Annotated in this window: 12 protein-coding genes; 6 read left to right on the top strand and 6 right to left on the bottom strand. The window is 38.3% G+C overall.

Annotation, left to right across the window (positions count from 1 at the left end):
* Positions 1 to 15: 15 nt before the first annotated feature.
* Both BBI00_RS23310 and BBI00_RS10760 read right to left on the bottom strand, forming a co-directional pair.
* Positions 16 to 174, bottom strand: coding sequence for a bacteriocin-like protein (locus BBI00_RS23310; RefSeq protein WP_165602513.1), 159 nt, complete (start codon positions 172 to 174; stop codon positions 16 to 18).
* Between the two features lie 642 nt (positions 175 to 816).
* Positions 817 to 1119 (bottom strand): hypothetical protein, encoded by a 303-nt coding sequence (locus BBI00_RS10760; RefSeq protein WP_065398769.1) that lies wholly within the window; start codon positions 1117 to 1119, stop codon positions 817 to 819.
* A 155-nt stretch (positions 1120 to 1274) separates the two neighbouring features.
* Between BBI00_RS10760 and BBI00_RS10755 the strand changes: the two genes are divergently transcribed.
* The 5 genes from BBI00_RS10755 (at position 1275) to BBI00_RS10735 (ending at position 6150) form a co-directional block, all read left to right on the top strand.
* Complete coding sequence (locus BBI00_RS10755) at positions 1275 to 2948, top strand: glutamine--tRNA ligase/YqeY domain fusion protein (RefSeq protein ID WP_065398768.1); 1674 nt, start codon at positions 1275 to 1277, stop codon at positions 2946 to 2948.
* A gap of 148 nt (positions 2949 to 3096) precedes the next feature.
* The gene (locus tag BBI00_RS10750) at positions 3097 to 3429 is read left to right on the top strand and encodes an ArsR/SmtB family transcription factor (RefSeq protein WP_065398767.1); all 333 of its coding nucleotides are present in this window, start codon (positions 3097 to 3099) and stop codon (positions 3427 to 3429) included.
* Positions 3430 to 3497: 68 nt separating this feature from the next.
* The gene (locus tag BBI00_RS10745; RefSeq protein WP_065398766.1) at positions 3498 to 3971 is read left to right on the top strand and encodes a DUF6428 family protein; all 474 of its coding nucleotides are present in this window, start codon (positions 3498 to 3500) and stop codon (positions 3969 to 3971) included.
* Positions 3972 to 3989: 18 nt separating this feature from the next.
* Entirely contained in the window at positions 3990 to 4607 is a 618-nt protein-coding gene (locus BBI00_RS10740) for an arsenate-mycothiol transferase ArsC (protein WP_065398765.1), read from the top strand.
* Positions 4608 to 4968: 361 nt separating this feature from the next.
* A complete protein-coding gene (locus BBI00_RS10735; protein ID WP_083988475.1) occupies positions 4969 to 6150 on the top strand; it encodes an MFS transporter in 1182 nt (393 codons plus the stop codon).
* A gap of 87 nt (positions 6151 to 6237) precedes the next feature.
* Here the strand turns inward: BBI00_RS10735 and tssD are convergent, their stop codons facing one another.
* Both tssD and BBI00_RS10725 read right to left on the bottom strand, forming a co-directional pair.
* Entirely contained in the window at positions 6238 to 6642 is a 405-nt protein-coding gene (gene tssD, locus BBI00_RS10730; RefSeq protein ID WP_065398763.1) for a type VI secretion system tube protein TssD, read from the bottom strand.
* A gap of 104 nt (positions 6643 to 6746) precedes the next feature.
* The gene (locus tag BBI00_RS10725) at positions 6747 to 7709 is read right to left on the bottom strand and encodes a YpdA family putative bacillithiol disulfide reductase (RefSeq protein WP_065398762.1); all 963 of its coding nucleotides are present in this window, start codon (positions 7707 to 7709) and stop codon (positions 6747 to 6749) included.
* A 224-nt stretch (positions 7710 to 7933) separates the two neighbouring features.
* On the opposite strand from BBI00_RS10725, the gene BBI00_RS10720 reads away from it, so the two are divergent.
* Positions 7934 to 8578, top strand: coding sequence for a hypothetical protein (locus tag BBI00_RS10720; protein WP_065399707.1), 645 nt, complete (start codon positions 7934 to 7936; stop codon positions 8576 to 8578).
* A gap of 93 nt (positions 8579 to 8671) precedes the next feature.
* Here the strand turns inward: BBI00_RS10720 and BBI00_RS10715 are convergent, their stop codons facing one another.
* Together BBI00_RS10715 and BBI00_RS10710 are read right to left on the bottom strand one after the other, a co-directional pair.
* Positions 8672 to 9964, bottom strand: a complete 1293-nt coding sequence (locus BBI00_RS10715) for a glycosyltransferase family protein (RefSeq protein ID WP_065398761.1) — start codon at positions 9962 to 9964, stop codon at positions 8672 to 8674.
* A 43-nt stretch (positions 9965 to 10007) separates the two neighbouring features.
* The gene (locus tag BBI00_RS10710) at positions 10008 to 12548 is read right to left on the bottom strand and encodes a YfhO family protein (protein WP_065398760.1); all 2541 of its coding nucleotides are present in this window, start codon (positions 12546 to 12548) and stop codon (positions 10008 to 10010) included.
* Positions 12549 to 12559: the final 11 nt, after the last annotated feature.

Genomic DNA, 12559 nt, shown 5'->3' with positions numbered 1-12559 from the left:
TTTTAATTCTGAAAATTAAAAAGGATTATCCGGGCAGACAGGTCTGTCTGAAGATTCAGGAAGCCATTGCCGGCAGCATCTTAATCGGGTATCCCAGCTCATACAGTCACGGGGAATAATGCCGCCTTTGATGGTCTTTAATTCTCCCGTTCTTAATTTCTTTAGATTTTTCACGTTAAAAGTTTTTAGTTTGGTTGATAAGTAAATATCCGAAACTTTTTTGATAATACAATGACTGGGGAATTATTTTAATATTATTTAACAAAATGCCTGATTTTTATGCTAATGCAAAAAAACAATAAGGAAAGAAACCTGCATTCATATAAGGTAACCAAACGCATGGAAATAAATTCCTGCAATTCAATTGTAGGAATTTTGATTCTCTTTCGGCTTTATTAAAGGGTAAAGTAATTGTTGGATCGGATAATCTTCGATTTTTTAAAGGTTAGGTACTCGGTTTTAAATTACATCTTTTACAAAGATGGCTTTCTTTATATACATTAAGATATAAGAAAACTTTTTTTTAATCTTCCTCATGATAAAAAAATTGTAATTCTCTATAGATTGAATTGGCAATCTCTATGCCATTTTTAAGGCTTTCTGTAAGTTTAACATAAGCTTAATTTTATAAGTTTTTTTTAATTAATCATTAAGAAATAATTGTGAAAATATTTTCGTTATTTTTTAATATGTTGATGATAATATTTCTATCTATTCCATATGATTTTTGAAAAATATCATTCTGTCTCTGTGAAAATGAAGATCATTTCCATGAGTTCCGGTCTCATATTTCAAACTGTTTAAAAAGAATGTTTTTCAACCTGTTAATGGGTTGGTCCGTTTTACCTGATCCCGGAGTAAGTACTTTTGTGTAAGCTGGAAAATTTCCGTAATGGAAATCCGGTTGTCAAGTAAAGAAAGCTTATTAAAAGAATTTTCAGAGTCTTCAGACACTTTATAGGTCATATCAGAATTCAATAAAGAGACCGTACGTTCTTTATTATTGTCAGAATTAGATTGGGCAATCCTGATGGGAATTGAGTATTCATTGGAAAAAAAATCCAGTCTTTCCCCTTTATGACGGACTATTTTCCGGTTATTCAAAATATAAACGGCCATGATTAGTAACTTGAGTTATGGTTTTTAGCTTTTTCTAAATTAATGAAAAATACTGAATTACAAACAATAAGGCTTTTAAATAATCACTTTCAAAAACACTAATTTTTCCGTAACTTTGTACAACTTTTTTTGCTAAAAAATAAAAGCTAATCTTAATGGAAGAAGAAAAAAAATCCCTCAATTTTATTGAGCAAATTATTGAAGATGATTTGGCGAACGGTCTGAAAAGAGATCAGATCCGTTTCCGTTTTCCCCCTGAGCCGAACGGGTACCTGCATGTAGGGCATACAAAAGCCATCTGCATCAACTTTGGCCTGGGTGAAAGATACAACGCTCCCGTAAACCTTCGTTTCGACGATACGAACCCTGAAAAAGAAGAACAGGAATTCGTAGATTCTATCAAAAAAGACGTTGAATGGCTGGGTTTCAAATGGGATAAAGAATTGTATGCATCAGACTACTTCCAGCAGCTTTATGATTGGGCAGTACAATTGATTAAGGAAGGCAAGGCTTACGTAGATGAGCAGCCGTCTGAAGTGATTACAGAACAGAGAAAAAATCCTGCTGAGCCGGGAGTGGAATCTCCGTACAGAAACCGTCCGGTAGAAGAATCTCTTGATCTGTTTGAAAGAATGAAAAATGGAGAGTTTGAAAGCGGTTCAATGTCACTTCGTGCAAAAATTGATATGGTGTCACCGAATATGAACATGCGTGACCCTGTGATGTACAGAATCCTGAATAAACCTCACCACAGAACAGGTACAGCATGGAAAATTTATCCGATGTACGACTGGGCTCATGGGGAATCCGATTATATTGAGCAAATTTCGCATTCACTTTGTTCCTTAGAGTTTGAAAATCACAGACCGCTTTACAATTGGTATTTAGACCAGGTTTACGAAGAAGGAAGGGTTAAAAACAAGCAGAGAGAATTTGCAAGGATGAACGTTTCCTATATGATCACATCCAAAAGAAAGCTCCAGAGATTGGTGGCCGAAGGCGTGGTGACAGGATGGGATGATCCCAGAATGCCTACCATTTCAGGAATGAGAAGAAAAGGATTCACTCCGGCTTCCATCAGAAACTTTATTGATAAAGTGGGAGTGGCGAAGAGAGAAAACCTGATTGAAATCCAGTTGCTGGACTTCTGCGTACGTGAGGACCTGAACAAAGTGGCTAAGCGTGTGATGGCTGTGGTAGATCCTGTAAAACTGGTGATCGAAAACTATCCTGAAGATAAAGAAGAATGGTTAGAAACTGAAAACAATCCGGAACAGGAAAATGCAGGGACAAGAGAAATTCCTTTCTCAAGAGAACTGTATATTGAACGTGAAGACTTCAAAGAAGAAGCTAACAATAAATTCTTCAGACTGAAGCTGGGCGGTGAAGTTCGTTTAAAATCTGCTTATATCATCAAAGCTGAAAGAGTGGAAAAGGATGAAAACGGTGAGATCACTACCATCTATGCTACTTATGATGAGAAGAGTAAATCCGGAAGCGGAACAGAAGAAAGTTTAAGAAAAGTAAAAGGAACACTTCACTGGGTATCTGCCAAACATGCGATTCCTGTAGAAGTAAGAATTTACAACCAGTTGTTTACTGTAGAGCAGCCGGATGCTGAAAAAGACGTAGACTTCTTAAACTTCATCAATCCTGAGTCGGTAACTACTGTGAAAGGTTTTGCTGAACCAAGCCTGAAAGATGTAGCGATAGGAGAACCATTACAGTTCCAGAGAATCGGGTACTTCACCAAAGACCAGGATTCTACGGATTCTACATTGGTATTCAACCGTACCGTAACTTTAAAAGATTCTTATAAGCCTGAATAGTTTCAGGACTACAGATACAATAGAAGCAGGACTTAGAAATAAGTCCTGCTTTTTTGTTGTACACACAACAGGTAAAATGGAAAAATTTCATCAGTAATTTTGTCTTTCAAAATTATAATCGTAATATTGCGATAATAAAATACAGAATATGGGGCTTACCAAGTCAGAAATATTTACAGACGAGCAGAATAAACTGGCTTCTGCGTTCAAAGTTTTGGGCCATCCCGCCAGAGTTGCCATCCTGCAGCATATTATCAATCAGAAAGCTTGTATTTGCAATGATTTGGTAGATGAATTGGGATTAGCACAAGCGACGATTTCGCAGCATTTAAAAGAACTGAAAAATCTGGGCGTAATACAGGGTACTGTAGAAGGAAAATCTGTTTGTTACTGTATAGATGCCACTGCATGGAAGGAGATTCAAAACGAGTTTAATGCATTCTTCAACCAGGAAGTCAAAGTGAACAATTGCTGTTCATAGCTTTTTTTATTTTTTAATATCGTAATATTGCAATATATCAATTATTAAATATTTTTAAAACAATTTTTATGAAATTATCTGAAATCAAGGAAATTCTTCCAACATTAGAAAATGTTGAATTCCAATTAGAAAACGGAACATTTGTACCGGAACACTTTCATGTTACTGAAGTAGGGCAGATCCATAAAAAGTTCATTGACTGTGGTGGGGTGATCCGTACTGAAAAAACTGTAAATTTTCAGCTGTGGAATGCCGACGATTATGAACACCGTCTGAAACCCGGGAAACTATTGAATATTATCAGGCTTTCCGAACAAAAATTAGACATTGAGGACTCTGAGATTGAGGTGGAATATCAAAGTGATACAATCGGCAAATATGATCTTGAGTTCAACGGAAAAACCTTTGTTCTGAAAAGTAAGACTACAGCATGCCTGGCAAGTGAAGCCTGTGGAATCCCTTCCGGAAAGCAAAAGAAAAATCTTTCAGAACTTACGGTAAATCAAAGCAATTCCTGCACTCCGGGAGGCGGATGCTGCTAAGCAGATAAAATTAATAATATGAACCCCAAAATTTCAGAATATATCAAGGTACTTTCGGCAGATACAATTTCAGAAGAAAGAATAGCCATTTTAGATTCGTTCGTTAATTACATACAAAGCAAAGTAGAAGCTGATCAGAAGATCCGGTTGAATTTCATTTGTACCCATAATAGCCGCAGAAGCCACCTGTCCCAGGTCTGGGCCCAGACAATGGCCTGTCATTTTAACATCCGGAATGTACATTGCTATTCAGGAGGCACGGAAGCAACGGCCATGTTTCCTAAGGTGGCAGAAATATTGAATAATCAAGGTTTTCAGATCCAAAAGCTTAATGAAACTGCAAATCCTGTCTACGCTGTTAAATATGCACAAAATGAATCCGCTGTGATCTGTTTTTCTAAAGAATATGATAACGGATTTAATCCTGAAAATGAATTTGCTGCTATAATGACCTGCAGCAATGCAGACGAAGGCTGCCCTTCAGTTTTAGGGGCAGAAGCCAGATTCTCAATACAATATGATGATCCTAAAGTTTCGGATAATACTCCGGAGCAGACGCAGATTTACAGTGACAGAAGCCTACAGATAGCGACAGAAATGTTTTACGTTTTTTCACGTATCACAGCCAATCTTTGATAACTCATACACAAATAAAAAATTGATAAAGCCTGTGTGCTTGTTTGGCTAAGAAAATACAACCATAGATATAGTAAAATAGCCTTTTGCGCCTTACAATGAGCTGCCATGTAAAAATCTTTACTTTCCAATAATATGAATTATGCACTTTGGTCTTCACTTCTTTGATGCGAATCCAAAATTTTCCCCGGATAGAGATAATAGTCTTTCCTTATCAGAGCTATTTATAAAAAATACCATAAATAAAGGGCTTTGAGCTATTTTTAGCTACCTTTGCATTTTCAGATTCCCCCAAAATATTATTGTGAAATTAATTAACTTATATACGAGTTCTTTCAAAGGACTCTCGCAGGAGAGTTGGATGCTGGCGTTGGTAATGCTCATCAACAGGGCAGGTTCTATGGTACTTCCTTTTTTGGGAGTTTATATGACCAATCATTTACATTTCAGTATTGAAAATTCAGGAATAGTACTGAGCTTCTTCGGAATTGGCTCGGTTATCGGCTCATGGCTGGGAGGGATGATCACAGATAAGATAGGAGAGTACAGGGTACAGAGTTTAAGCCTGCTGCTCAGTGTACCTTTATTCTGCCTGATTCCGCTCTTTACTACAGAAGCTGGTCTGGCAGGGATCATTCTGGCCCAGAGTATTGTAAGCGAAACATTCCGTCCGGCCAACTCAGTAGCCATTACAAAATATGCAAAGCCGGAAAACATTACACGGGCTTTTTCCCTGAACCGAATGGCTGTCAACCTCGGATTTTCTATCGGGCCTGCACTGGGAGGGATCTTATCTGCTATTTCTTATGAATTCTTGTTTTTCACCAATGCTTTAGCGGCTCTATTGGCTGGTTTAATGTACATCTGGTTTTTCAAAGGCCGCACAAAACGGGCAAAACAGGAAGCCAAAAAAGTAAAAGAGGCGATCGTTATAAAGAAAGAGGCTTCACCTTACAGGGATAGTAAATTTATAATCTACAGTATATTTTGTATGCTGTTTGCCATATGCTTTTTCCAGCTGTTCAGTACCCTTACGATCTTTTATAAGGATACGGCGCACCTCAGTCAGCAGAATATCGGATATGTTCTGGGATATAGCGGTTTCCTTATTGTATTGCTTGAAATGGGCTTTGTACAATTGGCTGAAAAGTATTTCACCCTGGCGTTTACCATGCTTTTTGGAACATTCCTGTGCGGTGTTTCGTATGCGATGCTGGCTTTTGATTACAGCATGATTACGCTGATGGTTTCTATGACACTGCTTTGTATAGGGGAGATCTGGGTGCTGCCTTTTATGTCTACCATTACTGCCCTTCGTTCAGGGAAAAATAATAAAGGGGCTTATATGGGAATGAACGGGATGTCAATATCCATTGCATTTATCATTACCCCTTATATAGGAACACTGATTGCCGATAAACTGGGATTTAATGTTCTGTGGATCGGAACGGGAGTATTGGCGACTGTAATTGCTGTTGGCTTTTACTTTGTCATTCCATGGATGCTTAAAGATAAAAATAAGGTGGAAGAAGATCTCGTTTAAGTAAAATATTGTAGTTAAACATAAAAAAAACGACCCGGCTGAGATCAGCCGGGTTTTATATTGAATGGATTAATGAACTGCTTACGATTAAGAAGGCCATCCTCCGAAGTAAGAAGAATTACCCATATCGATCTCTTCGGCACTTACTACGAAACTGATCAGCATACTGTTGGTGTCTATAGCGTCAAAATCCACTTCATGCTGGATGACATATCCGTTTTTCCATTTGATGGTCGTCAGGGTACCTTCTTCATGAGATTTATTGAAGGTGATCTCACCTACAGTCGGCTTGTATTTTCCGTTCAGAAGGGTTTCAAGAATATCCGATTTGTCTGTAGCTTCTACCGTGATTTTGATTAATGCATTGGAAGGATCGGATGCTACACGTCCTGATACGTCTATAGATCTTGATACACTATAATTAAGTTTCAATAACTTCTGGCCTTCACCGTTGTTGAATTTTAAAATTCCTCTTGAATTTCTTTCTGCCATGGCTGGTCGTTTTTTAAATTAATATTCTATGATCAGTTATTTACAGATCAAAAATAAAAGTATTTGCTTCATCAGCAAAAAAAATAACCGGAAATTTTTAAAAGTTATTTTGAAAGGATATGGTTAATAATCATATTCGCATGAATCCTTGAATTCTCAATAAACCAGAGATGGGTATCTTTTCCTCCACACACCACTCCGGCAAGATAAAGGTTGGGAATATTGGTTTCCATGGTTTCATGGGTATAGGACGGATTCATACAGTCACCTTTGAGTTCGATCCCTGAGTTTTTCAGGAAATCAAAATCAGGAAGATAACCTGTCATGGCCAGTACAAAATCGTTCTCAATTTCCCGGATCTGATGATCTTCAGTTTTAAAAACTAAGGACCTTTCCTTGATTTCAATGAGTTCAGCATTGAAATGGGCTTTTATAGCGCCTTCTGCAATCCTGTTTTCAATGTCCGGTTTTACCCAGTATTTTACACTTTTTGAAATTTCGGAGTGACGGATGATCATGGTCACTTCCGCTCCCTTTCTGTACGTTTCAAGTGCTGCATCTACAGCAGAATTACTTGATCCTACAACTACAATCTTTTGTCTTGCATACGGATAAGGTTCGGTATAATAATGCTTTACTTTCGGAAGATTTTCTCCCGGAACATTCATGAGGTTGGGAATATCATAAAATCCTGTTGCAATGACTACATTTCTGGCCTGGTAGTTTGCTTTAGTGGTTTCAATATCAAATATTCCTTTATTTTTTGAAACGTTCAGTACCTTTTCATAGAGATGAATATTCAGTTCTTTTTGCCTGGCAATCCCCTGGTAATATTCCAGCGCATCCTGTCTTCCCGGTTTAGGAGAAGTTGTAATAAACGGAATGCTGTCAATCTCCAGCTTTTCAGCCGTTGAAAAAAAACGCATATACAAAGGATAATGATACAGTGAATTGACAATGGTCCCTTTTTCTACAATTAAATATTTCAGATTGTTGTTCTGGGCTTCAAGTGCACAGTTCAATCCAATAGGGCCCGCTCCGATGATAAGAATATCCAAAATTTCCATAGAACAAAGGTACGATGTAAATTTTCAATTATGGATTTCCAAAGTAAACTTCTCATCCTCAATTTTCACCCTTCTTTTTCATCTGTTGCTCATATTGATGAAGGTCGCATTCCTGAACTCACAGCCTGAATCCTTCTTATTCATAAAACTTTTCAAACTTTCAAACATATTCCTTCCGCTTGGCATCACTTTTGGTGTTTTTTACGGATTACAAAATTGAAAATATGAAAAAACAGATGATCCCCCTGGTTGCTTTGGGTGTGGTTGTGGCCTGTAAAAAAGAAGTACAAAAGCCAGTTCCGAATGTGATCGACTCAATGGCACAGGCAAAATCAGACAGTGCGGCTACTACCGTTAAAAATACTGCAGCCAGAGAAGCCACTTTAAAGCAAAGCAATGATGAGGTGCTGATGACCTTGAAAAATAAAGATTATAAAGCTTTTGCTTCATGGATCCATCCTGAAAAAGGAATCCGTTTTTCTATGTATGCTTTTGTAAATACCAAAGAAGATAAACATTTTTCCAAAGCCGATTTTGAAAAATACCAGCCTACCAAAACCCTGTTCACCTGGGGAGCTCATGACGGTTCAGGAGATCCTTATAAGGCTACCATCAACGATTATCTTGGTAAATGGGTTTTCTCTAAAGATTTTACGGCATCGCAATATTCCCTCAATAAATTTATTGGTGGAGGAAATTCCCTGAACAATTTAAAAGAGATCTATCCTAAAGATGATTTCACGGAAAACTACATCAAAGGAACACAGAAATATGGGGAAATGGACTGGAAAACCGTTCGTTTTGTATTTGAGGAATTCCAGGGGAAATATTACCTGGTAGCAGTGGTAAACGATCAGTGGACCATTTAATCAACATAACTTTTTTCAAACCACAAAAGGTATCACTGATAATTTCTGTCAGCTCTTTTGTGGTTTGAAATATATTTAAAAATTCAGGCTTCTTTATAGAATTTTACTCAGCTGTTGAGTAAGGTTTTTTCTTGAAAACTGTTCAATATGCTGTGTGTTTTCAGACAGATTTCCACTTTTCCAGAGGTCAAATTTTTCCAGGATAAATCTTTTTACGGTTTCAGTATCACTGTAGCCAAAATGTTTTCCTGCCTGGGTTTCTTCTAAGATCTTTGCTACATCAGCTTTGTCCGGCCCGAATGATAAAATCTGTTTTCCTGATGCCAGGTATTCAAATATCTTTCCGGGGATGATACCTTTTGAAGATTCATTCGGGAAATTGGTGATCAGAAGCATTTCAGAATTCTGCATCTCTTCAACAGCTTTGCCATGGGAAAGATATCCCAAATTTAAGATGTGATTCTTAAGGCTTGTATTCTGAATACTGCTCAGTATTTTATCATCAATTCTTCCCACAAACTTTAAGCTGAAATACTTTGCAAATGCATCGTTCTCTTGCACCAGTTCATCCAGGGCTTTCCACAGGTTCTCAGGATTTCTGAGCTGTTCCAGTACCCCGATATAACTTAAAGTAAATACTGAACTTTGATCGGGTTGTTTACTCCCTTTCCTGCCGGCATCACTTTCATCAAATCCATTCGTAATACAGATTGCACGAGCTCCTGCTTTCCTGAAGTTTTCGGCATCGGTATAGCTTGTGGCTAATGTAATGTCTGCATTGTTAAAAACCGCACTTTCAAGTTGTCTGTGTTTTTTGTCAGATCTTTTGGTGAGTTTTAAGTGCCTGTAATAAGAAATCTCCGTCCACGGATCACGGAAATCGGCAATCCATTTCAACCCCGGAAGCTTATCCTTAAGGCCTAAACCAATCAGATGCATCGAGTGGGGCGGGCCTGAAGTGACAATGGTATCTATTTTATTTTCTTTCAGGTATTTTTCTAAAAACTGAATGGAAGGTTTTACCCAGAATACCCGGGCATCAGGAATGAAAAAATTTCCTCTGACCCAAATGGAAAGTCTGGATTTCCAGCTTTGATTATTTCCTACATCGAATTGTCCGGCTTTAAACTTTTTATTGCTTTTATTCAGCTTTTCCGCCAGCTGGTATGGTTCCCAGATCTTCGTTCTTACGATTTCAATATTTTCGGGAACATCTTTCATCAGGGTTTCATCCAGCAAAGGATAACTTGGATTTTCCGGCGTGTAGATGATGGGTTTCCATCCGAATTCAGGCAGGTATTTAGCAAACTTCAGCCATCTTTGAACACCAGGACCTCCCGCAGGAGGCCAGTAATAGGTGATGATCAGTATTTTCTTCTCTTCCATGTTGGTTGGTTTGTCACTGTGAATGACCTATGACAATATAGAATCAGGCTTTCTGTTCTGTTAAAATCTGTTTTTTCCTGTTTTTATTCATCCAGAAAATTCCAAATGCTGCCAATGCAATAAACAATCCGAAAGAAAGAAGCGAAATCCATTTCCCTTTTTCAATCACTTCTGGCTCAAAAACCATTCTGATATGATGGCTTCCCGCCGGAACGTGTACGGCACGGAGTAAATAATCTGCTTTGATGTAAGGAACTTCTTTTTCGTCAACCATTACTTTCCATCCGTGAGGATAGTAGATCTCAGAGAATACGGCAAGCTGAGGAGTCTTCGACTGAGATTTAAACTCAAGCTCATTAGGCTGGTATTTTGTAAGATTGATGAATGCCGTAGAATCTGCCTGAACAGGTTTATTATCAAAATAAGACTTGTCAGATGAGGCAATCACCGCTGTCTTTTTATTGTCGATGGATCCTATAGATTTGATTTCTTCATTAGGGGTTTCCACAAACTTTAAATCACTTACAAACCATGCATTTCCATTAGCTTTCGGGTTCGGAACTACCTGAGGCTGGTCCGGGCCTCCGAAGATCATATATTTAGCATTCAGTAAGTTCAGTACATTAGGTGTTTTTACGCTGTCGATAGTATTGATGTATTCATTAAGTACATCATCATATCTTCTTAGCTTTACAGCATGATACCCGCCAATGGACGCTTTAAAATACGAGGTATTTGTTTCGCTGGTTACTCCTAGGGTCTGGTTGTAGATTCTATAGTGTGCTTTATCTTTTTCAGCAACGGTTTCCAGTGTCTTGTTGATATTGACATTGGATAAGATCGATTCCAAATTCGGATTTCCCTGCACTTTTTCAGCCAGAAGATCTGAACTTTCTGTCTGGAACGGATTTTCAGCAAAGATCTTGTCTACATAGTTTTCATCATTCAGATAACGCTTGTTTACTGTCCAAAGGTCAAATAAACTTACTGTACCGATGATCACCAAAGCAATATTCTGGTTGAGTTTCTTTTTTAAACTTAAGAATAAAGCAACGGCGGCAATTGCTACATAGATGAAAGCTTTTATCGCATCTGTTCTGAACAGTTTATATCTTTCGTCCACAAGATAATCAAGAAGGAAAGGCGGGAAGTAGGTCTTTTCATTTTCCGTGGCAAATCCTAATAATGATTTTCCGAAAACCAGAAGAATCAATAATAATCCTAAAGTTCCGGCACTTACATAGGTAAGTATTTTCTGTTTGTATTCCTCAGTCAGCTTTTCATCTGTAAAGAATCTGTAAAGGCCAATAATAGCAATTAACGGGAACAGCAATTCCACTACAACAAGGATCGAAGAAGGAGCCCTGAATTTATTGTAAAACGGAACATATTCAATAAAGAAATCGGATAACGGCATAAAGTTGCTTCCCCATGCCAGTAAAATAGTAAGGATAGAGCCTCCGAGAATCCAGTAACGGTATTTTTTCCATGCGAAGAAGAATCCCAGTACTGCAAGGAAACATACGATAGCGCCCTGATAAGCAGGTCCTGAAGTTCCCGGCTGGTCTCCCCAGTAGGTCATTCCGCTGAATCCTTTTGATATTCTGTCCATTTCCGCCTGTGAACCTACGTTCTCCTGAACAAGCTCCTGAACTCTGCCCATCATCGCTTTTCCTTCAGGTTCCTGGCTTCCGCCTCCCATTAATCTTGGAATGAAAAGGTTTAAGGTTTCAAGCTGGCCATAGCTCCAAAGCAGCATACTCTCCTTATCCATTCCGGATTTTCCTGAAGTATGGCTGTCATTCGTTAAAATCTGTTTTCCTCTTACCGTTTCTTTTACGTATTCAGAATTGGCCATAATTCTTTGGGAATTCATTCCAACTCCAATCATACAGGATGCTGCAATAATTCCTGAAGAGATAAGGAAATGTTTCATCGGTACCTTTTTCTGAATCGCTCTGATCAGCTCAGACAGGAATAAGAATCCTAAAGCCAGAAACAGGTAATAGGTCATCTGCGGGTGGTTCGCTGCGATCTGAAGCCCCATGAACAGGGTAGTGACAATGAATCCCCAGATATATTGTTTCCTGATGTAAACCAATAAAATTCCGGCCAAAAGCGGTGCGAAATACTCAATAGTATTTACTTTACCGTTGTGTCCGGCTGCAATAATGATATAAAAATAGGTGGAAAGTCCGAAGAAAGTGGCTCCTAATAAAGCGTATTTCCAGTTTCGGACTGCTACCATTCCCAAAAGGAAAAAACCTGCAAAAAGCAGGAAGAGATAATTGACCGGTCTTGGCAGGAAGTTCAGATTGCTGTCTATTTTCTTGATGATATCGCCTTTGAACTGGCTTCCCATCTGATAGGTGGGCATTCCTCCGAACATAGAATCACTCCAGTAAGTCTCGTTTCCGGTGTTGGCTCTGTAGTCGAGCAGTTCTTTTGCTCCTCCTCTGTACTGCACAATATCATGCTGGAAAAGCTGTTTCCCTGTAAGGACAGGAGTGGAATATAAAAATGCTAAAACTATAAATATTACTAGTGAAGCTGCAATATAAATTAAGTTTTTATTTTTTGCCATGCTGGTTATTA

It is taken from the genome of Chryseobacterium arthrosphaerae (genome assembly GCF_001684965.1).
Classification (GTDB): domain Bacteria; phylum Bacteroidota; class Bacteroidia; order Flavobacteriales; family Weeksellaceae; genus Chryseobacterium; species Chryseobacterium arthrosphaerae.
This window is presented reverse-complemented; position numbering and strand designations above follow the sequence as displayed.